The organism is Rhizobium mongolense subsp. loessense, from assembly GCF_900099775.1.
GTDB classification, from domain to species: Bacteria; Pseudomonadota; Alphaproteobacteria; order Rhizobiales; family Rhizobiaceae; genus Rhizobium; species Rhizobium loessense.
Window position 1 is genome coordinate 259,452 of record NZ_FMTM01000004.1, and the last position, 22,687, is coordinate 282,138.

The 22,687-nt window shown below is 59.9% G+C and carries 23 protein-coding genes and 1 pseudogene; 20 read left to right on the forward strand and 4 right to left on the reverse strand.

What is annotated here, in order from left to right; all coding sequences use genetic code 11:
* Window positions 1–13 precede the first annotated feature (13 nt).
* The 16 genes and pseudogenes from BLP23_RS16175 to BLP23_RS16255 all read left to right on the forward strand — a co-directional run bounded on the left by BLP23_RS16175 (window position 14) and on the right by BLP23_RS16255 (window position 13,193).
* Window positions 14–895, forward strand: coding sequence for a carbohydrate ABC transporter permease (locus BLP23_RS16175; RefSeq protein WP_022712687.1), 882 nt, complete (start codon window positions 14–16; stop codon window positions 893–895).
* A complete protein-coding gene (locus tag BLP23_RS16180; RefSeq protein WP_092585803.1) occupies window positions 895–1,731 on the forward strand; it encodes a carbohydrate ABC transporter permease in 837 nt (278 codons plus the stop codon). Before BLP23_RS16175 ends, BLP23_RS16180 begins: the two co-directional genes overlap by 1 nt.
* A 4-nt stretch (window positions 1,732–1,735) precedes the next feature.
* Window positions 1,736–1,978, forward strand: a complete 243-nt coding sequence (locus tag BLP23_RS16185; protein WP_233426724.1) for a DUF2160 family membrane protein — start codon at window positions 1,736–1,738, stop codon at window positions 1,976–1,978.
* A gap of 28 nt (window positions 1,979–2,006) precedes the next feature.
* Window positions 2,007–3,050, forward strand: a complete 1,044-nt coding sequence (locus BLP23_RS16190) for an NAD(P)-dependent alcohol dehydrogenase (protein ID WP_092585804.1) — start codon at window positions 2,007–2,009, stop codon at window positions 3,048–3,050.
* Window positions 3,051–3,060: 10 nt separating this feature from the next.
* Window positions 3,061–4,122: an ABC transporter ATP-binding protein gene (locus BLP23_RS16195; protein WP_092585805.1), complete on the forward strand. Its 1,062-nt coding sequence runs from the start codon at window positions 3,061–3,063 to the stop codon at window positions 4,120–4,122.
* A 24-nt stretch (window positions 4,123–4,146) separates the two neighbouring features.
* Window positions 4,147–4,917: an SDR family NAD(P)-dependent oxidoreductase gene (locus BLP23_RS16200; RefSeq protein WP_092585806.1), complete on the forward strand. Its 771-nt coding sequence runs from the start codon at window positions 4,147–4,149 to the stop codon at window positions 4,915–4,917.
* Window positions 4,918–4,929: 12 nt separating this feature from the next.
* A complete protein-coding gene (locus tag BLP23_RS16205; protein ID WP_092585807.1) occupies window positions 4,930–5,655 on the forward strand; it encodes an SDR family oxidoreductase in 726 nt (241 codons plus the stop codon).
* 81 nt (window positions 5,656–5,736) lie between these two features.
* A complete protein-coding gene (locus BLP23_RS16210) occupies window positions 5,737–6,720 on the forward strand; it encodes a beta/alpha barrel domain-containing protein (protein WP_092585808.1) in 984 nt (327 codons plus the stop codon).
* A gap of 20 nt (window positions 6,721–6,740) precedes the next feature.
* Window positions 6,741–7,757, forward strand: coding sequence for a carbohydrate kinase family protein (locus BLP23_RS16215; RefSeq protein WP_092585809.1), 1,017 nt, complete (start codon window positions 6,741–6,743; stop codon window positions 7,755–7,757).
* Between the two features lie 53 nt (window positions 7,758–7,810).
* Window positions 7,811–8,539, forward strand: coding sequence for an SDR family oxidoreductase (locus tag BLP23_RS16220; protein ID WP_092586116.1), 729 nt, complete (start codon window positions 7,811–7,813; stop codon window positions 8,537–8,539).
* Window positions 8,540–8,568: 29 nt separating this feature from the next.
* The gene (locus BLP23_RS16225) at window positions 8,569–8,772 is read left to right on the forward strand and encodes a hypothetical protein (protein WP_092585810.1); all 204 of its coding nucleotides are present in this window, start codon (window positions 8,569–8,571) and stop codon (window positions 8,770–8,772) included.
* A 136-nt stretch (window positions 8,773–8,908) separates the two neighbouring features.
* Window positions 8,909–10,567, forward strand: coding sequence for a phosphoethanolamine transferase (locus BLP23_RS16230; protein ID WP_208603160.1), 1,659 nt, complete (start codon window positions 8,909–8,911; stop codon window positions 10,565–10,567).
* 154 nt (window positions 10,568–10,721) lie between these two features.
* Window positions 10,722–10,880 (forward strand): annotated as a pseudogene (locus tag BLP23_RS16235) (IncP-type conjugal transfer protein TrbI); the annotation flags it as partial.
* 398 nt (window positions 10,881–11,278) lie between these two features.
* Window positions 11,279–11,857 (forward strand): beta-barrel domain-containing protein, encoded by a 579-nt coding sequence (locus BLP23_RS16240; RefSeq protein ID WP_208603161.1) that lies wholly within the window; start codon window positions 11,279–11,281, stop codon window positions 11,855–11,857.
* A gap of 489 nt (window positions 11,858–12,346) precedes the next feature.
* Window positions 12,347–12,622, forward strand: coding sequence for a hypothetical protein (locus BLP23_RS16250; protein WP_233426725.1), 276 nt, complete (start codon window positions 12,347–12,349; stop codon window positions 12,620–12,622).
* A 1-nt stretch (window position 12,623) separates the two neighbouring features.
* Window positions 12,624–13,193, forward strand: a complete 570-nt coding sequence (locus BLP23_RS16255) for a type II toxin-antitoxin system VapC family toxin (protein ID WP_092585815.1) — start codon at window positions 12,624–12,626, stop codon at window positions 13,191–13,193.
* Window positions 13,194–13,967: 774 nt separating this feature from the next.
* On the opposite strand, the gene BLP23_RS16265 is transcribed toward BLP23_RS16255, so the two are convergent.
* The 4 genes from BLP23_RS16265 to BLP23_RS16280 are packed head-to-tail and all read right to left on the reverse strand — an operon-like array spanning window position 13,968 to window position 19,007.
* Entirely contained in the window at window positions 13,968–14,501 is a 534-nt protein-coding gene (locus BLP23_RS16265; protein WP_092585816.1) for a sarcosine oxidase subunit gamma family protein, read from the reverse strand.
* Window positions 14,494–17,457: a sarcosine oxidase subunit alpha gene (locus tag BLP23_RS16270; protein ID WP_092585817.1), complete on the reverse strand. Its 2,964-nt coding sequence runs from the start codon at window positions 17,455–17,457 to the stop codon at window positions 14,494–14,496. The genes BLP23_RS16265 and BLP23_RS16270 overlap by 8 nt, the downstream gene beginning before the upstream one ends.
* A complete protein-coding gene (locus BLP23_RS16275) occupies window positions 17,454–17,732 on the reverse strand; it encodes a sarcosine oxidase subunit delta (RefSeq protein ID WP_092585818.1) in 279 nt (92 codons plus the stop codon). The genes BLP23_RS16270 and BLP23_RS16275 overlap by 4 nt, the downstream gene beginning before the upstream one ends.
* Before the next feature lie 24 nt (window positions 17,733–17,756).
* Window positions 17,757–19,007, reverse strand: coding sequence for a sarcosine oxidase subunit beta family protein (locus tag BLP23_RS16280; RefSeq protein WP_092585819.1), 1,251 nt, complete (start codon window positions 19,005–19,007; stop codon window positions 17,757–17,759).
* A gap of 97 nt (window positions 19,008–19,104) precedes the next feature.
* Between BLP23_RS16280 and BLP23_RS16285 the strand changes: the two genes are divergently transcribed.
* From BLP23_RS16285 to BLP23_RS16300, 4 genes are all read left to right on the forward strand, one after another.
* Window positions 19,105–20,064 (forward strand): GlxA family transcriptional regulator, encoded by a 960-nt coding sequence (locus tag BLP23_RS16285; protein ID WP_092585820.1) that lies wholly within the window; start codon window positions 19,105–19,107, stop codon window positions 20,062–20,064.
* 221 nt (window positions 20,065–20,285) lie between these two features.
* A complete protein-coding gene (locus BLP23_RS16290) occupies window positions 20,286–20,948 on the forward strand; it encodes a helix-turn-helix domain-containing protein (RefSeq protein ID WP_167363910.1) in 663 nt (220 codons plus the stop codon).
* Window positions 20,949–21,043: 95 nt separating this feature from the next.
* Complete coding sequence (locus tag BLP23_RS16295) at window positions 21,044–21,949, forward strand: class II glutamine amidotransferase (RefSeq protein WP_092585821.1); 906 nt, start codon at window positions 21,044–21,046, stop codon at window positions 21,947–21,949.
* A 39-nt stretch (window positions 21,950–21,988) separates the two neighbouring features.
* On the forward strand, window positions 21,989–22,675 hold the full coding sequence (locus tag BLP23_RS16300; RefSeq protein WP_092585822.1) for a GltB/FmdC/FwdC-like GXGXG domain-containing protein: 687 nt from the start codon (window positions 21,989–21,991) through the stop codon (window positions 22,673–22,675).
* The last annotated feature ends 12 nt before the right edge of the window (window positions 22,676–22,687 follow it).

Here is a 22,687-nt window from a genome sequence, read left to right on the forward strand (position 1 = left end):
GGAGCACGAATTCATGCGTTCAAATACTGTCGGCTGGCTGATGCTCGCCCCGACGATCGCGATCCTCGGCATCTTCGGCATCATTCCTTTCATATACGTGCTTTACGTGGCATTCCACCAGTGGAACCCGTTCGGCGCCAGCCCCGACATGATCTATAACGGCGCCAACAATTTCCGCCGCCTTGTCTTCGACGCCGAATTCCTGACCTCCATCGCCTTTACCATGAAATTCGCATTCTTCGCCGTGCTGAGCGAGATCGCGCTGGGCTATCTCCTCGCCCAGCTCTTCATGAAGGAATTTCCCGGACGTGGCTTCTTCCGCACGATCCACACACTGCCCCTGATCGTCGCGCCCATCGTCGTCGGCTCGGTCTGGCGCCTGATGACGACGCCGAGCATCGGCATCATCCCCTATCTCCTGAGAAACTGGTTCGGCTACGATCTCAACATCGGCCGCGACGCCACCACCGCTTTCACCCTGACCGTCATCATGGACATCTGGCATTGGACGCCGCTGGTGACGCTGACACTGCTTGCCGCACTGCTCGCCCTGCCGAAAGAGCCGTTCGAACAGGCGCAGATCGATGGCGCCAACCGCCGCCAGATCTTCTGGCACGTCACACTGCCAATGATCCGACCGGCAATACTCGCAACGGTCTTTATCCGCCTGATGGATGCGCTGCGCACCGTCGACGAAGTCTGGATGCTGACCTCCGGCGGGCCGGGCGCCGCAACCCGTTATGTCGGGCTGCACATCTGGAAGATCGTCTTTCCAAAGACCGACTACGGCTATGGCGCCGCGATCTCGGTGATCGTCCTCTACCTCACCCTAGTGATGTGCTGGCTGCTCTATGTCGCCCTCGTGGCTCGACGCGAACGGAAGAGGACATTCTGATGCAGGGCCGCAATCCCCTTCTTTACCTGGCGCTTTGGCTGTTCCTGAGCCTGCTGACGCTTTTCCCGATCTATTGGCTTTTCGTCATTTCGGTGAAGCCGGCGGTCGATCTCTTCACGACGCCGAGCCTGTTTCTCGACGCGATCTACTGGAAAAATTACGTCAACGTCTTGGGCAATGAGACGCTGCGCGGCTACATGCTCAATTCGATGATCATATCCAGCGGCAACGCTGTGCTGGTCACAGTGCTGGCTTTCATGGCTTGCTATGCGCTGTCGCGCTTCGACCTTGCAGGCAAGGAGAACATCTTCTTCTGGACGATCACCAACCGCATGGCGCCGGCGGCGGTGTTTCTTTTGCCGTTCTTCCTGCTCTTCACCCAGATCATCACGTTCGGCGACTGGAAGCTTTACGACACCAAGATCGGCATGATCCTGCTCTATTGCACGTTCAACCTGCCTTTCGCGATCTGGACGCTGAGGCCGACCATCGACGGAATTCCCAAGGAACTCGATGAGGCCGCAACCGTCGATGGTGCCTCGACATGGCAGGTTATCCACGAAGTCATCTTCCCGCTTGCACGGCCGGGCCTTGCCGTCACGCTGATCCTCACCTGGGTCTTCGCCTGGAACGAGTTCCTGCTCGCCGCGACCCTGACCAGCTTCAACGCGCGCACCATCACCACAGGCCTTTCGGAATATGTGACGACAACCGGAACCGAATGGGGAGCGATGGCGGCGATCGCCGTGATCACGCTCATCCCCGCGCTCATCATATTCGCAGTGGTCCAGAGGCATATCGTGGCGGGTCTCACCTTCGGCGCAGTCAAGGAGTAGAGCGATGCAAGAGCCATTCGACCCCGGGCAGATCGATGCCGAACCGGAAGTGGCGGGCCGCCGCAAAACCGAGCGGACAGGCTTCCTGCCGATCACCACCAACTGGTTCGACCGCGTCTTCGTCGGCATCTACCTGTTCGTCGCGCTCGAACTCTTCTGGATGCGATTCCTCGAACAATCGATTCCGCTAACCGTTTGCCACGTCCTTGCCATCGGGCTCGGGGTCCTGATCGTATGGCGCGGCTGATGCTTCTTCAGACAATAGGACAGAGACGATGAAAGCGCTGGTACTGGAAGAGAAGATGAAGCTGTCGCTGCGCGATTTCCCGATCGAGCGTGACGAGGTGCTCGGCCCACGCGACGTGCGCATCAAGCTCCACACCGTGGGCATCTGCGGCTCCGACGTGCATTACTATACACATGGCGGCACCGGCGTATTCCAAGTGAAAGCGCCGATGATCCTCGGCCACGAGGCGTCCGGCACCGTGATCGAGACCGGTGCCGAGGTCACGTCGCTCAAGGTGGGCGATCGGGTCTGCATGGAGCCGGGCATTCCCGATCCCAATAGCCGTGCGACGCGCCTGGGCCTTTACAATATTGATCCGGCAGTCCGCTTTTGGGCGACGCCGCCCATCCATGGCGTACTCAGGCCGACGGTCGTCCACCCGGCCGACTTCTCCTACAAACTGCCCGACAACGTGTCCTTCGCCGAAGCCGCCATGGTCGAACCGCTGGCAGTGGGTGTGCATGCGGCCACCAAGGCGCAGGTCAGGCCAGGCGACATAGCGTTGGTGATCGGCGCTGGTCCGATCGGCCTGGTGACAGCGCTGTCGGCTGTCGCGGCCGGCTGCGCGCGGGTGTTCGTGAGCGATATCGATGACGCCAAGCTGGAGCTTGCCGCAAAGCTCGGTCCAATCTCGCCCGTCAACGTTGCGCGGCAGGAACTGGCCAGGGAGATCCTTGCCGCCACCGGCGGCTGGGGCGTGGAGATCGTTTTCGAGTGCTCGGGCCATCCCGGAGGGGCCGAGGGCGTATTTGACCCGCTGGCACCCGGCGGTCGTGTGGTCTTCATCGGTTCGCAGGTCCATCCGATCCACTACGATGTCGGCAAGGCCATGGTGCGCGAAGCGCGCGTGGAGCATGTCTTCCGCTATGCGCATGTCTTTCCGCGCTGCGTGGCCATGCTGTCATCGGGCGCGATCGATGTGAAACCGCTCATCACGCGCACATTCGATTTCGACGAAAGCGTTCGGGCTTTCGAGATCGCGGCTTCGGCTGCCAAGGGCGAAGTCAAGATGCAGATCGCACTGCCGCAATAGAGGAACTCATATGGCACACGTCACCGTCACGAACGTTACAAAGAATTATGGTGCGCTGCCGGTCATTCACGGTGTCGGCATCGACATCGCCGATGGCGAATTCGTCGTGCTGGTCGGGCCGTCCGGCTGCGGCAAGTCTACTCTGCTTCGGATGATCGCGGGGCTTGAGACGATTTCCGGCGGCACGGTCGCCATCGGCGGCAGGGTCGTCAACGACGTCCTTCCAAAGGACCGTGACATCGCCATGGTGTTTCAGAACTACGCGCTCTATCCGCACAAGACCGTGGCGGACAATATGGGTTTTCCTCTCAAGCTCAAGGGCGCGCCGAAAAGCGAGATCGAAGCGAAGGTCCGCAGGGCGGCCGAAATCCTCGATCTCGGTAAATTGCTTGATCGCTACCCGAAGCAGCTCTCTGGCGGCCAGCGCCAGCGCGTCGCCATGGGACGCGCGATCGTCCGTGATCCGCAGGTCTTCCTGTTCGACGAGCCGCTTTCCAATCTCGACGCCAAGCTACGCGTGACCATGCGCGTCGAGATCAAGGAACTTCACCAGCGGCTGAAGACGACCACCATCTATGTCACGCATGACCAGATCGAGGCCATGACCATGGCCGACAAGATCGTCGTGATGCGCGACGGACGGGTGGAGCAGATCGGCGCGCCGCTCGATCTCTATGATCGTCCGGCCAATATCTTCGTGGCAGGTTTCATCGGCTCGCCGTCGATGAACTTCGTTCCCGGCAGATTGTCGACGGAAAGCGGCCGGCTCGCCTTTGTCAGCGACAAGGGCACCGTGCTGCCGGTGCCAGAGGGAACGCCGAGCCACAGCCAGCCTGTCATCTACGGCATCCGTCCAGAACATATCGATGTGCGGCCCGACGGAATGCCTGCGACGATCTCGGTGCTCGAACCCACCGGTTCGGAAACACAGATCTTTGCACATCTCGGCGGCGATGCCATCATGGCGGCCGTCCGCGACCGCATCGACGCGCCGCCGGGCGAGGCTATCTCGCTGCGGATCGACCTCGCCCGGGTGCATCTGTTTGATGCAAAGGGCGGCCGGCGTCTCTAATTCTGCATCGCCACGGAGCAAGACATGTTCTTCGAGAAATTCCGGATGGATGGCCAAACCGCTGTGGTGACCGGCGGCGGACGGGGTATTGGCCTTGCCTGCGCCGAAGCGCTTGGCGAGGCGGGCGCTCGAATCGTCATCCTCGATCGCGACGAAGCGGTGGCCGAATCGGGCAGGCAGGTCTTGGCCGGCAAGGGTGTCGAAGCCGATGCGCTGATCCTCGATGTCACTCATTCCGCGGCCGTCGAAAAAGCGGCTGCGGATATCTTCGCAAAGCTGGGTCGCATCGATGCGCTGGTCGCCAACGCAGGCATTGCCCGGACCGGCACGGCCGCAGAGGATACGCCGGACGAACTCTGGCTCAATGTCAACGATGTGAACTACAACGGCGTCTTCTGGTGCAATCGCGCCTTCGGCCGCTACATGCTGAAGGCCGGCCGTGGTGCAATCGTCAATATCGGATCGATGTCCGGCTATATCGTCAACCGTCCACAGCTGCAGACCTATTACAACGCCTCGAAGGCCGCCGTCCACCACCTGACCGCGTCACTCGCCGTGGAATGGGCCGAGCGTGGCGTTCGCGTCAACGCCGTCGCACCAACCTACATCGAAACCGAAATGACGAAGACTGTGGTCGACAAGAAGATGATGGACATCTGGATCCGTGACACACCGATGGGCCGGATGGGCCAGCCCCATGAGATTGCGTCGGTGGTGCATTTTCTCGCCTGCGACGCATCGAGCCTGATCACTGGCGCGACCGTCAAGGCTGACGGCGGCTTCACTTGCTGGTAGGAGGTATTGGCGATGGATTTCTCGAACAGGCATGTGGTGGTGACCGGCGCCGGCAAGGGTATCGGGCGGGCGACCGCCGTCATGCTGGCGCAGCGTGGGGCCAAGGTGACCGCGCTATCGCGCTCGGCGGCCGATCTTGAGGAACTGAAGAATGAAATCGGATGTATCCCAATTGCAGTCGATCTTGCCGATCCGGACGCGACGCGCGCTGCAGCCCTTAAGGCCCTACCGGCCGATTTTCTGATCAATTGTGCGGGTACGACCGAGCTTGAGTCCTTTCTCGAACTCAAGGTCGAGAACTTCGATCTGCTCTACGCCGTCAATACGAGGGCACCGATGATCATGTCGCAGGAATATGCCCGCGACATGGTGAAGAACAGCCGCAAAGGCGCAATCGTCAACGTCTCGAGCGTCGCCGCCTTTGTCGGTATTCCCGATCACGCGGCCTATTGCGCTTCCAAGTCCGCGCTCGACGGGCTGACCCGGGTAATGGCCAAGGAGCTTGCGCCAAAGGGCATCCGCGTCAACGGCGTGCATCCCACCGTGACGCTCACGCCCATGGCCATCAAGGCCTGGAGCGATCCAGAAAAGGCAGCCGGCATGCTCAACCGCATTCCGGTCGGCCGTTTCGCCGAACCCCAAGACATTGCCGAGGTCATTCTTTTCCTGCTCTCTGACGAGGCAGCAATGGTCAACGGCCTGTCGATGCCTGTGGATGGTGGCTACATGATCGCCTGACGGCTTTGCGAGGCAGATGCCTCAAATTGTAACCTTCCCGCCGCCGGTCTGGCGGCCTCATAGATTTTCAAGGATCAGCGCATGACACGCTTTGACGCAAAAATCGCCAAGATCAGGGCCGGCAACTACAAGCGAACGGATTTCATCATCGCGGACGCGAAGGACGGCGACATGGGGCCAAGCATTCCATCCTGCGGCCCGAAGCTCGAGAAGGACTGCTCCTACACACGCTACCGGACGCGGGCGGAATTCCTCGACCAGATCAAGGCCGTGATCACCCAAGACATCATCGATATCATGCTGACTTCCGCCTCCAATCTTGAACTGCTGACGGAAAGCGGCGCTTACGCAGGCAGCAATGTAAAACCCGCAATTCGAGCCAATGATGCGACGGATATCTGGGTGGGGCGCGGCGCGACCTATGCCTCTCAGCCGTCACGGCCTTATCGCACTGCTTCTCTGTCGGTCAACCGGCGCCATACCGATCTCGGCCTGTATTCGATCACCTTTAACAACGATCTCGACGCGGACTACAATTCGCTGCTCGCCTTTTTGGATTTCGTAGAGGACGCGCACGACAACGGCTTCAATTATTTCCTCGAAGTCTTCAATCCGAACGTCGACACCGGTATTTTGCCCGACCTCCAGCCACATTTCGTAAATGATTGCATATGCCGGGCGCTGGCGGGGCTGACACGTGCGCAGCGGCCGCAATTTCTGAAGATTCCCTTCAATGGCCCGAAGGCGCTGGAGGAACTCACGTCCTACGACCCGAGCCTGATCGTCGGCGTGCTGGGCGGCGGTGCGGGTACGGCGCGCGATACGTTCGAACTCATCCACCAGGCGGAGAAATACGGCGCCCGCGTGGCGCTTTTCGGTCGCAAGATCAATCTCGCCGAAGACCCGCTCGCCATGGTGAAATTCATGCGTGCCGTAGCGGATGGTGATCTCAGACCAGAGGAGGCGGTCAAGGCCTATCACGGCGCGCTGCAGGCAGGCGGGCAGACGCCGATGCGGACACTCTCCGACGACACGGTCATCACCGAAAAGGTTCTGATGAATTGACACCGCCAAGGGAGGAGAGCATGGCCGGAACGAGCAGGCGCGGCTTCATCGCCGGCGGGACCTGGTGCCTCGACCGAAATCGCAGGATAGACGCATGGCCTAGGGAAGACAGCGTCGGTATCGCCTGGGGGCTCGAGGAACGTGGCGGCGGCCCGGCCTGCAATCTTGCCATCGACATCAAGAGGCTCGACCCGGCAATCCCGGTCGAAACCATCGGATTGGTGGGCGATGACGAGGCCGGGCGAAAGCTCATCGCCGAAGCCGAGCGTGCTGGCCTCGACCATCGGCAGATGCATGTCAGCGACCAGGCGACCACTCATACGACCGAGGCCTTCATCTCGCAGGCAAGTGGCCTGCGCACGCATATTTCCGAGATCGGCGTTTCGGCGCTGCTTTCGCCGGATCATTTCGATTTTTCCGGAACCACCGCGCGCTTCTTGCATCTCGGACTTCCCGGCATCCATCCCACGATGGATGCACCTTGGGGCGACAATGCCAACGGCTGGGTGGCAGTGCTCAAAGCCGCTCGCGCCGCTCGTCTTGAGACCAATCTCGAACTTTGCACGGTCACGCCGGAACGCCTGCGCGGCCTGATCCTGCCTTGTCTACCGCATCTCGATACGCTCATTGTCAACGACAAAGAGATCGGGGCGCTTGCCGAGATGGAAACCACTCGGGACGGCAGGACTGACGTTGATGCCTGCGCGGCGGCCCCGGCCGTCATTCTCCCACAGGGCGCGATGCGGCTTATCGCCATCCACTTTCCGGAAGGCGCGATCACCGTCACGCGCTCAGGAGAGAAGATCTTCGTGCCCTCCTTCAAAATACCTCGAAATGCGATTGTCGGACCGAACGGTGCCGGCGATGCCTTCGCGGCAGGCTTCATGTACGGCCTGCACGAAGACTGGGCAGTCAAGGACTGTCTTTGGCTCGGCCATGCCGCGGCCGCCTGTTCGCTGCGCAGCGCGGGCACGACTGACGGTGTCGTTGAGTGGAAGCAATGCCTCGAAACGGCACGCCGGTGGGGAAGCCATTGAGTCAGGTGGCGGCCGGATTTGCAGAATTTGATCTGACGCAGAAGGAGACGAGCATGGTCAAGCAATTAGAAGGCATGGTGGCGGCGGTCACGGGTGCGGCCTCCGGCATCGGACTGGCGAGCACGAGGGCAATGGTTGCGGAGGGCGCGCGCGTGGTGCTCGTCGATCGCGACCAGAAGGCTCTGGACGCAGTTTGTGCGGAACTCGGCAATGTCGCAATCCCCCTGGTGATCGATCTTCTCGATCCCGCCAGTTGCGCGACCCTGATGCCGTCTATCGAGAAATTAACCGGCCAGCTCGATATTTTTCATGCCAATGCCGGCACCTACATCGGGGGTGACCTGATCGAGGCCGACACTGCCGTCATCGACCGGATGCTCAACCTCAACATCAACGCAGTCATGAAGAACGTCCATGATGTTCTGCCGCACATGATCGCGCGCGGCTCGGGAGACATTATCGTCACAAGTTCAGTGGCGGGGCATTATCCCGTTCCATGGGAGCCTGTCTATTCGGCGTCGAAATGGGCCATGACCTGCTTCGTTCAGACCGTGCGGCGCCAGGTCAACAAGCAGGGCATCCGCGTGGGCTCGGTTTCGCCCGGACCGGTGATCAGCGGGCTGCTTGCCGACTGGCCAGAAGAAAATCTCCAAAAGGCGAAGGAATCGGGAAGCCTCATCGAACCGTCGGAGGTGGCCGATGCCATCATCTTCATGCTGACCAGGCCGCGAAATGTCACAATTCGCGATGTCGTTGTGCTGCCGACCAATTTCGATATCTGACTGCGCGGTTTAGGGAGATAGTTCGCGCGATGAGACCCCGCCCAGGATGCCGAAGCTCGAACCGGGACCGGGTTGATTTCCAGTCCTATCCGGGGCTTTCTGCATCGCTCGACGGCTCGAACAAGTCGTTGACGCGTCTCACGCCGACGGGCGCGATAGCGACGCGCGTCCGGTGGAACTGCGTCATGCCAGCCATTGAGGAGGAGACCGGCGTCGGCAATGTCGTCGCCTGACCTCCGTTCAGGTCTCTGTCAGGTTCTTCAGCCACTAGGCGCAACCCACTCTGGAAGCGCGATGCCTGAACTCCTTAGCACGAAAGTCCAATCTCTTGCATCGCGCCAGGACATTAAGCGCGTTGGATGCACTAGGATGAACAAAGTCTTGCATACCTATCGGCCCACGGTCGGAAGCGTGACAATTTGCGCGGTCACGACCCTTTATCTGCTTCTTGTCACGAACTCGACATTCTGGACCAAGGCGTTTGGCTATTTGGCAAAGGATCACTTTGCGTTCATTCTTTTTGCCGTTGGCATCTCGGCGATGAGCATGGCCATCATCACGGCCTTTTCTGCGAAATACGTAACCAGGATATTCTTAATCTTCTTTATCATCACCGCGTCTGCGGCGTCCTGGTTCACCGATCAGTTCGGTGTGGTCTTTGATCGCGAGATGATCCGAAACGCCGCCGTCTCAACGGGTGCTGAAGCGGGGCACCTCTTAACCTTGCGCTTCGCCACACATCTCCTTCTGACCGGAATCCTTCCATCGCTGGTCGTCGTTTGGGTAAGGGTCGCGCATCGCCCATTCTTGGCGAAACTGGCGCACAACAGCGCAATCATCGTCGGATGCATCGGGATCTGCGCTCTGGCGGCCGCCTGCGACTATCGAACCTTTGCCGGGGTCGGCCGGGCGCACCGGGACATCCTCGATCCACTCAACCCCTTCTTTCCGATATCGAGCGCCGTTCGGTTCATAATAGACGCGACCCAGAACGGCGAGGTTACCGCGCACCCACTGGGAGTGGACGCACATCCCACCGGGTTGGGGCAAAAGCCGCGGGTGACGGTCATCGTCGCAGGAGAAACCGCTCGGGCAGACGATTTTTCGTTAGGCGGATATGTCCGGGATACGAATCCGGAGCTCCGCGAGCGCGGCGTCGTCTACTTTCCAAACACCACGAGTTGCGGCACGTCCACGGCTGTCTCGATACCGTGTATGTTTTCGGTCTATCCGCGCCGCGCCTACACACATCGCAAGGGCCTTGAGACAGAGAACGTACTCGACGTCCTAACGCATGCAAACGTATCAGTGTCATGGTTTGACAATGATACCGGCAGTTATCACGTTACCGACCGCGTCGCTTACCAATTCCTCCCGAGTTCTGCCGATCCAAGGTTTTGCAAGGACGGCGAATGCCTGGACGCCATTCTTCTCGATCGCATGGATTCCTGGCTTAGCACCGTCAAGGGCGATAGTCTTTTGGTCCTGCATCAGCTGGGAAGCCACGGCCCGGCCTATTTCTCGAGATATCCAAACGATTTCAGGCACTTTGTGCCAGATTGCCGGGCAAATGACTTCGGCGCTTGCTCCGCGCAGGAAATCAAGAACGCCTATGACAATTCGATCCTTTATACCGATCACATCGTGTCGCAGGTCATCGATAAACTGAAGGCGCGCTCCTCCACGATTGCCGGATCGGTCATCTATCTTTCAGATCACGGCGAGTCGCTTGGCGAGCACGGCCTTTATTTGCACGGCGCGCCATATATGTTCGCGCCGTCGCAGCAAACCCATGTCCCATTCCTTGTCTGGATTGCGGATGACCTGCAGCGCTCGGGTGGGTTTGACATGGGGTGCCTGGATCGCAGGGCAGCGCTCCCCAACTCTCATGACAATTTGTTTCACAGTGTTCTCGGTCTCATGGACGTGTCGACGAAGATTTATGATCCCGCACTCGACATCTTCGCGAAATGTCGTCGACCAGGCACCAACCTCGCTGATGTACGGTGGGTTTCCATGGCCGGGTAAGAGGGAGATTTAGATCAAGAGCGTAGCGCAACGGTCGGGGCAGAACCGCAATGCGACAAGGGCTCGCCTTAAGCCGTGGAGGAAGAGCCCTTCTTGCCTTTTTTTGGCGACGCCGCCACGAATAACTCGATTTCGTCCTGGGTCAGGATAACGGGCATGCTTTCGGAATTTCCCGGATGTTTTCGGACGGGTGGCCGAACGCAGTGTAGGCAAGAGCCTCGACGTCCAGCCGACACTTAAAATACGGCCCGGCTACAAGTTCAACGTGCTGGTCGACCAGGACATTGTCTTTTCTGGCGTTTACCACGACTGACTTTCCTGGCGAGCCAATTGCGGGACGCGATGACGATCCCCATCTTCGATGTTCCTGGTCATGTGAACTCGGGGGCGTCACGGACGTCGGCCTAATTGATGTGGCAGATCTACTGGTGTCGATAGACGGACGTCCAGGAGACGACGAAACATTCATATCTTGCCATAAAGGATGCTTTGTATGATCGCGAGGCGCAGCTTCTCGCCGCTCGATTGGACGCTCGCCTTGGACAAAAGCGGCAATTGTCGGAACGCATCCTGCAGATGATGAACCAGGTTTCAGGTCTTAGCATTCAAGCGGAGGCCAAGGGTCGCGAAAGGGACTGGTGTCGGCAGAACTCGACAACCTCCGCTCGCTGCTCCGTCGCGGAGGTGCGGGGCCGAATTGCAGAGACAGAGTTGCAGCTTTTGAACATCGATCAAATGGCCGTGGCCGAGGCCAGCAAGGAACTGGCCGAGATACTCGGCAAGATCAATCAACTGCGAGAAAAGCGTATCGAAGCCGACGACATATTGGCTCCTGTGAGGATCAAGGCCCCGCTATCCGGCTTCTTGCATGAGCTTGCTGTCCACACCAACGGTGGGGTTGTGGCTGCAGGCGAGGTGCTGATGATGCTCGTTCCGGAATTCGCTCAGTTGAATGTTGAACTTCGCGTCGGTCCGCAGGAGGTCGACTCGCTTCATGTGGGCGATAGAGCGCTTGTCAGGATTGTCGGGCTTAACTATGTCACGACGCCTGACCTTGAGGCAACGGTCGAGATGATCGGTGCCGATCTTGTGCAGGACAAGACAAATCATGCCACCTATTATCCCGTTCGGGTTCGTTTCGTTGCGGGTGAATTGCAACGTTTGAGCGACATACGGCTCGTGCCCGGCATGCCTGTCGACGCCTTCGTGACAACTTCTACGCGGACGTTCCTGACCGATCTCTGGGAGCCTATCCGAGATCGAATGGCTCGTGCCGTCCGCGAGAAGTAGGCTGGCATGTTGGCACTCGGCAAAGCGGCGTTTGACAACCTTTGGAAGGGCGGAGCTTCGGATTGGCAAAATTTCTGTCATGTCGACCGGGGTAGTGCCTCTATCGCCTATCTGGAGTTGGCTATCGTAGTACGGTTCGGCGAGCGGATTTCAATTGCCCCCGGTCTGCCCCAGAGGTGGAAATATTTATTCAAATATTTTTGAAAGAATCTTTCTTGGGTATCATATTGAGTTCATTGCGAAAAATGGCTCTCTCTACGAGAGTCGAACTCGTCTTTTCAGAATGAGAATCTGTCATCCTGACCGATAGACGAAGGCGCGTGCCGCGAGGCGGCAACGAGCCTCCTTGAAAAAAAACTTATGAATGCTATGTTGGACGGAATCTAATTTTGTCGGACATAAAGCGAGTCCCACGTCATGAGAAAGCACAGCAGCTCCAAAAAGCCGGCGTCAGGGGACAACGGTCTTCTGACAAAGGTGGGGCGCCACGTGAAGACTGCAAAGTTCGTTGCCGTTAGCAAAGCACGCTTTGATGCCGTGATGAAAGCCGCCGAACATTCCGGCTTGCTCGGGGAAAAAAGCAAGCGAATCGGTGGCCGCATCAGTCCCGCGCTCATCGAGCAGGCGAAGAAGCACACAGGCATTGAAACCGATACCGACCTCATCGAATTCGCCCTGGCGAACGTAGCTCTCGATGACAATTTTGGATCGACTTTCCGGAAGACGCAGGGGACCGTCGATCCTGATTTGAAGCTCGGGTTCTGACGTGTCCGATTTCGACTTCGACGCGGCCCTCCGCTGGGCACGGTTCGATCCGCGAAAAACCTTGGCGCGGCGCGATGATGACAAGCTGCCGTTTCTAAGCGATATGGCAGAGGCCGGGCAAGAGCTCCTTCTCGACACGTGCGTCTACATAGATGGTTTGCAAGGACGTGCCCCTGACATCGTTGCGAACCTGCTCGACATCCGCCATAGCAATCATTCGACGATCGCTGTCCAGGAGCTGATGCACACGGTTGGCGTGCTTGATCCCGAGCATCCCGGCACGAAGGCGGCGGTTCGGCAGATCAGGACGATGATTCGTGAAATGCCGGCGCACCGCATCTTCGTGCCGGATGCTGACACACTGGGACGCGCAGCTCTCCTGTCTGGGATTCTATGTCGATTGCAGGGTTACCAGCGAGATGCCCGCCTACGTGCCCTTCACGACTGCGTCCTCTTCTTGCAGGCGCAAAAGCTCGGCCTCACCGTTCTCACGGCCAATGTGAGTGACTTTGACTATCTGCTTCAGTTGATGCCGACAGGTCGGAGCCTGTTCTATCGCTCAAGCGATTAGCCTGGCGAATAACTCGATTTCGTCCTGCGTCAGGATAACGGGCATGCTTTCGGATGCAACAGCGACGACATCGTCTGGCTCGGTCCAGAAGCCATTGGATCTGTCCGCGAGCCAGCCGAGGTCGCGCCGGCAGTCGTCAGCAAGTGCTAATGGGCTTTGGTAGATGTCATGGAGCGCTCCATGGATGTCGGTCCATCGTAAAGAGCGATCAAGTGGGCTGTCAGATCTTCGACGGAACCATGACCCTGGTTGAAGAGGTCGATCACCGAACTACACAGCAAGGCCGAGCATCGCGGTTCGGGTGCCAAGCCAAAGTGTCCGTACCATGCCTGGACCGCGCCGGACATCAAGCGCAGGTCACTTTCCTTGAATGAAACCCCCAGCACTTAACCGCCCCCGGTCATTTCCGCCCAGGCAATTTAGCCGCGATTGAAATGCCGTCAACTTGGACTAAGGTCCGAACTCCTTTGTCGAGCGGCAGGCTCAAGAGGGCCTGACGCGTGGCCTCCGGCATGTTCATCTGACAACGAACCTCGCCGCATGCAAGAGGAGCCAGATCTCAGCTCCCGACCCAAGTGCATTCATACGCAAGCGTTGTGGCGGAGGAGGAAGCGGAGGATCATCCAGCGGGGACGGTGACTGCGGATGTGATGGAGGCGGATGTGGCGGGGGTGACTGACTGGACGATGATTGCCCGCCGCCATGGCGAAGCCTCAAGCGGAGTCTGCACGGAGCTGGTACGCCATCCTCCCCTTGGTATTCCTGGACCTGCGCTCAGCCAAATTCTGCGCTCATGCGGGCAAGGTCGTCCCACAGGCTTTCGGCAAATCCTCTCAGGACGATAATCTCGAATGTGTCGGCATCGACACAGGTGATATGGGCCGCGATATGTCCGATCAAGGTCGTTGCGGATTGTCCGAGGGGGAATGAGCCGGGCGCAAGATCGACCGCCGTGCCTTTCGAAAGCACGCGCCTGGCCAGCTTGCCGCTGATCCGGATACGCACGCGTCCATGGCTCTGGTCGACGCCGGTTGCGAGCGGTTCGAGCCCGTCGAACAGATCCTTCATGTCCTGATGTGCCATCGGTTCTTCGCCAACAATGAACCACTGTCCGGGCGAAACAGAACGGACGGCGAGGGCGGCCCCTTTGGCAAGGCCGTCGAGGAAGGACGCTACATCGCGTTCGCCGGGCCGGGCGAGCACATGAATGATGACGCCTTCGGGAAGCGGAGAGAGGCTGACGGCAGTAGAAGAGATCACCGGTTTGGCGCCGAGCGCCGGGCGAAGGGTCGGGCGGAAATCAGACATGGAGCCTCTCGTTCTGCGGATCGAAGAAAACCGGGTTGCACAGGCGCGCGGGGGTGAATTCGTTGCGCAGGCCGTTCCAAACCACCACCTCTTCGCCGTGCCGCTCGGATCCGCGCGTGACGAGGGCAAGACCGATGGTGGATCCGACATGGGGTGAAAACGCGCTTGAAGTGACGTAGCCCTGGTCGTTTTCGAGCGTTGCAGCCGCATCCTTGCAGAGAATGTGGGAACCCGTGCGGAACGATTGGTTGGGATCGAGCGGCACAACACCAACCAGGCGCGGCCGGTCGCCAGCCGCAAGACCGTCACGCCCCACCATGGCCTTGCCGATGAAATCGGCCTTTGCGGCCGAAACCATTCTTGCAAAACCGAGATCGGCCGGAACGACGGTGCCGTTGATCTCGTTGTGTGTGACATGGCCCTTTTCGATGCGCATGACGCCTAGCGCTTCGACGCCATAGGGCATGATGCCATCGACTTTCCCGGCGTCCATCAGGGCATCGGCAACGCTTTCGCCGTAACCGGCCGGCACCGCAAGCTCATAGGCAAGTTCGCCCGAGAAGGAAATCCGGAAGAGGCGGCCGTGAAGCGTCCCGTTGAAAAGTGAGATCTCCTTCGCTGCGAGGAAGGGGAAGGCAACGTCGCAGATGTCGTCGTCGACGATCTTTTGGAGAATAGAGCGGGCTTTTGGCCCGGCGATCGCCATCTGCGCCCACTGGTCGGTGACCGACGCGAGGCGAACGTCGAGATCCGGCCACAGCGCCTGCGCGCAGAACTCCAGGTGGTTCATGACGCCTGCGGCATAGGCCGTCGTCGTCGTCATGAAGAAGCGGTCTTCCTCAAGGCGGCTCGTCGTGCCGTCGTCGTAGATCATGCCGTCTTCGCGCAGCATCAGGCCATAGCGGGCCTTGCCGACCGGCAAATTTAGGAAGCCATTGGAATAGATCCGGTTGAGAAATTGTGCCGCGTCTTTGCCGCAGATCTCGATCTTGCCGAGCGTTGAGACGTCGCACAGCCCTGCATTCCGCCGCACGTTCAGCACTTCACGGTCGACGCTTTCGCGCCATGTATTTTCGCCCTTTTGCGGGAACCAGGAGGAGCGATACCATAGGCCGGTCTCGACGAAGACGGCGCCGTTCTTTTCCGCCCAGCCGTGCAGCGGCGACTTGCGCACCGGCTGGAAATGATGTCCGTGATAGGCGCCTGTCAGCGCGCCGAAGGAGACAGGCGTATAGAAAGGCCGGAAGGTCGTCGTGCCGACATCTGCCGGCGAGACGCCGCGCGCTTCAGCCAGAAGTCCGATGGCATTGATATTTGAAAGCTTGCCCTGATCCGTCGCCATACCATTGGTGGTGTAGCGCTTGGCAAGCTCTACATGGCCATAGCCCTCGCTGACGGCAAGGCAGAAATCCTTGCGATGCACGTCATTCTGGAAATCGACAAAGGCCTTGCCCTTGACGCCGGCTATGGACCAGACCGCCTTTTCAGGCGGGGCGACGATATCGTTTTTCACCGCGCCGAATTCAAAAGGTACAGCCTTTAAGCCGAGCCCCACTGCCATGGCTGCGCCTTGCCGCGCGCCGTCCGCAAGGCAGGCGGCAAGGCCGCTAACGGCGCAAGCGGAGCCGGCGAGTGCCATCCCGTTCAGATTGCCCGGTGCGAGGAAGGCTGAATGGTCATCCGACCAGACCGGCTTGCCGCCGCGGTGGCAGGCAAGGTGGATGATCGGGCTGAAACCGCCTGCCATTGCCAGGGCATCAACATTCAGCCGTTCCGTGCGGCCGTTCGAGCGGATATCGATTGCGCTCAACGCCTTGCCGCCCTTGGCATCCGACACCACGGCACCCCTGATGATGCGCGCCGGGCCAAAGTAGCCGCTGCCGCCGTGCTCGCGGGTGTCGACAATGGCGGCAAGATGAATGCCGTGCGCTTCGAGATCGCGGGCCAGTGCATAGCCGCTGTCATTGGTGGTGAAGATCGCTGTCGCCTTGCCGGGGGCAACAGCATAACGGTTAAGATAGTGGCGCATGGCGCTCGCCATCATCACGCCCGGAATGTCGTTGCCGCCAAACACTACCGGACGCTCTTCCGCTCCCGAAGCCAGAACGCTGCGTTTGGCGACAATGCGCCAGAGGCGTTCTACGGGTACGTTGGGTTGCGGTTCAGACACATGCTTTTGCACCCGCTCGATGGCGCCGAAGACATTGCCGTCATACCAGCCGAAGACGGTGGTGCGGGTCAGAAGGGTGACATTCGGCAAGGATTCGAGTTCGCCGACGCAGTCGGCTGCGAACTCGGCTGCCGCCTTGCTGCCGATCGATGCGGTCTCGCTCAAAAGCGCGCCGCCGGCAACCGAGTGCTCGTCGATGAGAATGACGCAGGCTCCGGCACGGCCGGCACTGATCGCGGCAGCCAGGCCCGCCGGGCCGGCACCGATGACGAGCAGGTCGCAATGCGCCCAGCACTTATCATAGGCGTCCGGATCGGCTTCATATGTTGCTTTGCCCAGTCCGGCCGCCTTGCGAATGAAGGGTTCGTAGATCTTTTCCCAGAACGGGGCAGGCCACATGAAGGTCTTGTAGTAGAAACCGGCACCGAGGAAGGGCGACAGCAGGCTGTTCAGTGCGCCGATGTCGACGTCGAGCGACGGCCAGCGGTTTTGGCTTTTCGCTTCGAGTCCGGCATAGAGTTCTTGCATGGTGGCGCGCGTGTTTGGCTCGGTGCGGCCGCCGCGGCCGATGGTCATCAGCGCATTCGGCTCGGCTGCGCCGGCAGTCAGGATGCCGCGCGGCCGGTGATATTTGAAACTCCGGCCGACCAACTGGCGGCCGTTGGCAAGCAGTGCAGAGGCTAGGCTGTCGCCCTCAAGGCCCTGCATCGCCTTGCCGTCGAAGGTGAAAGACAGCGGTTTGGAGCGGTCGATCAGCCCGCCCTTTTGCAAACGGAAGGATGTCATGCGCCAGTACCTTCCTTCTCGCCAGAGGAGGCGTCGCGGCATGCGGCGATCTCATGGGTCACCGTATCGCGGGCGACGACCAGCCACCGCCGGCAGCCGGACGTGTGATGCCAATATTCCTCGTAGGCACCGCGGGGATTGTCGCGCAGATAGACGTAGCCGAACCAATCGTCAGGGCCGGCATCGGGCTTCGGTCGCGCAAGGGCAGCGCCCTTGATGGTGAATTCCTCTTTGGGTCTTCGCCCGCAATGCGGGCAGGGCACGAGACTTGCCATTTCGAATGTCCTTGATCCGCGAAATCAATGAAGGTTGGGCTGGGCGCCTTGGCCCTTTTCGTCGATGAGATAACCGCGCTGAAAGCGGTCGAGGCGGAAGGCCATCGCCGTCTCCTGCGGGACGCCGCGGGCGAGAAGATGGGCAAAGCAAAAGCCCGACGCCGGAGTGGCCTTGAAACCGCCATAACACCAGCCGGCATTCAGGTAGAGATTATCGATATGGGTCCGGTCGATGATCGGCGAACCGTCCATCGACATGTCCATGATGCCGCCCCAGGAGCGCAGCACCCGGACGCGCGACAGCGCCGGGATCATTGCCTTTCCGGCTTCCGCCACATGTTCGACCGTCGCCAGATTGCCGCGCTGGGCATAGGAATTGTAGCCGTCTATGTCGCCGCCGAAGACGAGGCCGCCCTTGTCGGATTGCGAAACGTAGAAGTGCCCGGCGCCGAAGGTGACCACTCCGTCGATGAAAGGCTTCAGGCCTTCCGAGACGAAGGCCTGAAGCACATGGCTTTCGAGCGGCAGTCTGAGGCCAGCCATTCGGGCGACCTGCGAGGAATTGCCGGCTGCTGCGAGCGCCAGCTTGCCGCAGCCAATGAAGCCCCGACTGGTTTCGACGCCGGTTACCTGCCCGTTGCTTAAACGGATGCCGGTCACCTCGCAGCCCTGGATGATGTCAACGCCGCGCTGATCGGCACCGCGCGCATAGCCCCAGGCGACCGCGTCATGGCGAACGGTGCCGCCGCGCTTCTGCAGCAGGCCGCCCTGGATCGGGAAACGGGCATTGTCGTAGTCGAGAAAGGGCAGCAGCTTCTCGACCGAAGCGCGGTCGAGAAGCTCGGCGTCGACGCCGTGCAGCCGCATGGCGTTGCCGCGGCGGGTATAGGCGTCGCGCTGCCCGTCCGAGTGGTAGAGATTGAGCACGCCGCGCTGCGACACCATGGCGTTGAAGTTGAAATCGCGCTCGAGCCCCTCCCACAGCTTCATGGAAAGCTCGTAGAACGGATTGTTGCCCGCCAGCAGGTAGTTGGAGCGGATGATCGTCGTATTGCGGCCGACATTGCCGGAACCGACATAGTTCTTCTCCAGCACCGCCACATTGGTGATGCCGAATTCCTTGGCGAGGTAGTAGGCCGTAGCAAGACCGTGTCCGCCACCGCCGACGATGATCACGTCGTAATGCGGCTTGGGCTCGGGCTGCCGCCAGGCGGGCGCCCAGTTCCTGTTTCCAAAAAGCCCGTTTAAGAAGATGGACAGTGCCGAGTAGCGCATCGATGCCGCTTTCCAAGAAAGACCTGTTGCCGGTCTCATAGCACGGGAAAGTGGTTGGGCGTTGCATTCATGGGACATTATAATGTAATTTTAGGACATGAACGCTGGCGACCAGAAGAACCTACAGCGGATCGGCTTCGTCCTCGTGCCGAACTTCGCGCTGATGTCCTACGCCTCGGCGACCGAGCCGTTGCGGGCGGCAAACCTGATTGCCGGGAGTGCTCTTTACGAAGCGATCCCGTTATCGGCAGATGGTCTTCCGGTCTGCAGCTCGTCCGGCCTGACGATCAGTTGCAACAGCCTTTCGGAGGCCGGCGGCGCCTGTCATACGATCTATGTCTGTGCCGGCGGCGATCCGCAAGACTGGGACGCAACTGCCTCCCTGCGTGCGCCGCTGAGGAAGTTCGCGCGAAACGGCGTGCGGATCGGCGGCATATCGAGCGGCTCCTACGTGCTGGCATCGGCGGGCCTGCTCGACAACAGCGACTTTACGATCCACTGGGAACATGCCCCCGTTCTGAAAGAGGCATTCCCGCACCTTTCCCCGCGCCAGGCGCGGTTCGTCATCGATGGTGCACGCGTGACCTGTGGCGGAGGGGTGGCGCCGCTCGACATGATGCACGCCGTCATTTCCGAGCGGATGGGCGCCGATTTTGCCCGCCGGGTGAGCGATTGGTACCTGCATACTGCCGTCGCCGAGCCGAGCGATCCGCAGCGGGCATCGGCTGCCAAGCGCTTCGGGACCAATCACCCGGCGCTTCTAACCGTGTTGGAGAAGATGGAGACTGCGATCGAAAATCCGCTCAGCCGTGCAGAGATGGCGAGACTGGCCGGTATCAGCGCGCGCCATCTCGATCGCCTCTTTCTCAAGCATCGCGGCATGACCTTCCTCGATACTTACCGGCAGATGCGCCTGCGGCACGGCCGCCGGCTGCTGGAGCAAAGCCCGCTGTCGATTTCGGAGATCGCCTTTGCCACCGGCTTTTCGAGTCCCGGCCATTTCTCCAGATCCTTCAAAGCGACGTTCGGTGAAAACCCGACGGATGCGCGGCGGTAAGATAACAGGAGACCGTTCGCGCATATTGCGGTCAGTCCCAAGCGGTCGGCTGCGAAATATCTAGCACCCACCCGAGCGCGTTTTTCTCCTGTAAGTCGGGCCTGTTTTGGGGGCATCCAAACACGGGTCTTTCGCATGCCCATTGAGAACGGGCGTCGGTTTTTCCTTTGAATCGTGAAAGGTTTCCTGAGAGGATAAGTTTTGCTTTCTCCGGAGACATCATGCCTTCCAAGACACAGATCGAAAACGCCGTGGCGCTGGATCAGAATCCGCACGCGGTTCGCGAACCGCGCGTCAACAATCTGGAGATGGCGATCGGACACGAAGTCCGCAATTTCCGCAAGAAGCTCGGCATCACCGTCACCGACCTGTCTGCGGCGACTGGCATTTCGCTCGGTATGCTGTCGAAGATCGAGAACGGCAATATTTCGCCGTCGTTGACGACACTGCAAACGCTCTCCAGGGCGCTCGGCGTTCCGATGACTGCCTTCTTTCGTCGCTTCGAGGAGCCACGGAATGCAACCTTCGTCAAGGCGGGTGAAGGGGTGAATATCGAGCGTCGCGGCACGCGTGCCGGACATCAATACAGCCTGCTCGGCCATATAGACAACAATACCAGCGGCGTCACGGTCGAGCCCTATCTGATCACCCTGACTGCCGAATCCGACGTCTTTCCCACCTTCCAGCACGACGGAATGGAGTTTCTCTATCTTTTGGAGGGGGAGGTGGTCTACCGCCATTCTGATGCCCTTTACCGGATGCAACCCGGCGACAGCCTGTTCTTCGACGCGGATGCGCCACATGGGCCGGAGGAGCTCGTCAAACTTCCCTGCCGCTATCTTTCGATCATTTCCTATCCGCAGCAGAAGGCCGTCAGCGACTAGTTTATTGCCTTAAAAGAAAAAATTATTCTTCGTAGTTGATTATCGCCAAGCCCTCTGGTAGCACTCGTTCAGACACGAACGGAGGTTGCCAGGTCATGTGCGGCATTGTTGGACTGTTTCTCAAAGACCGGAGCCTCGAGCCCCAGCTGGGCCAGCTGCTCTCGGAAATGTTGATCACCATGACGGATCGCGGTCCGGACTCTGCCGGAATCGCAATCTACGGCTCGGCTGCCGAGGGAAAAGCGAAGGTGACGATCCAGTCGGCCAAGCCGGAGGCGGATTTCGCCGGACTGGAAAATGACTTGGCGGAAGCCGGAATACCGGCGAACGTCAGCATCAAGAGCACCCATGCCGTCATTGCGATCGCTGCCGACAAACTTACGGCGATCCGGCCGCTTCTAACCGCGCTTCGGCCCGATGTGCGTGTCATGGGCTCCGGCGATAGCGTCGAGATATACAAGGAAACCGGCCTGCCGAAGGATGTCGTCGCCCGTTTCAGCGTCCGCTCCATGGGCGGCACGCACGGCATTGGCCATACCCGCATGGCGACGGAATCGGCGGTCACGACGCTCGGTGCGCACCCGTTTTCGACCGGTTCCGATCAATGCCTGGTGCACAACGGTTCGCTGTCGAACCACAACAACCTGCGCCGCGAGCTGGTGCGGGAGGGCATGACCTTCGAAACCCAGAACGACTCGGAAGTTGCAGCGGCCTACCTCACCTCCGAAATGGCCAAGGGCAAGGATCTCGGGCAGGCGCTGACCGGTGCGCTCGACGACCTCGACGGCTTCTTCACCTTTGTGGTTGGCACCAAATCCGGCTTCGGCGTCGTGCGCGATCCGATTGCCTGCAAGCCCGCTGTCATGGCCGAAACGGACCAGTACGTCGCTTTCGGTTCCGAATACCGGGCGCTCGTCAAGCTGCCGGGTATCGAAACGGCGCGCATCTGGGAGCCTGAGCCTGCAACCGTCTATTTCTGGGATCACCAGAAAGCTGCCTGAGCGGCAGCTCCTGCGCATTCTCCAAGGGTTTTTGAAAACATGCCTGTCATTGATCTCGCCGTCACCCCTTTGCGTGACCTCAACAGCGCCCTGCACAGCATCCAGCAGGGTTCGAACGATCTTTCCTTCGAGGTCGTCAATCCGCGCGGCAGCCATTCGGTTGCCGTAGGCATCGATACGCCTGTCACGGTCGATGTGAAGGGGTCCGTCGGCTATTACTGCGCCGGAATGAACGACGGCGGAGCCGTTACCGTTCATGGTTCGGCAGGCCCGGGCGTGGCGGAAAACATGATGTCGGGCACAGTCGTGATCGAAGGCGACGCTTCCCAGTATGCGGGCGCAACGGGCCGTGGCGGTCTGCTGGTCATCAAGGGCAATGCAGCGTCGCGCTGCGGCATCTCGATGAAAGGCATCGACATTGTCGTTCACGGCAATATCGGCCACATGTCCGCCTTCATGGGCCAATCCGGTCACCTGGTGGTCCTCGGCGATGCCGGCGATGCGCTGGGCGATTCGCTTTACGAGGCGAAGCTTTTCGTACGCGGCTCGGTCAAGAGCCTTGGGGCGGACTGCATCGAAAAGGAGCTGCGGCCCGAGCATCTGACGAAGCTGGCCGAACTCCTGGAAAAGGCAGGCGCAACCGGCGTGAGGCCCGAGGAATTCAAGCGCTACGGCTCGGCCCGCAATCTTTACAATTTCAATATTGACAACGCCGACGCGTATTAAGGCGAGGGACCA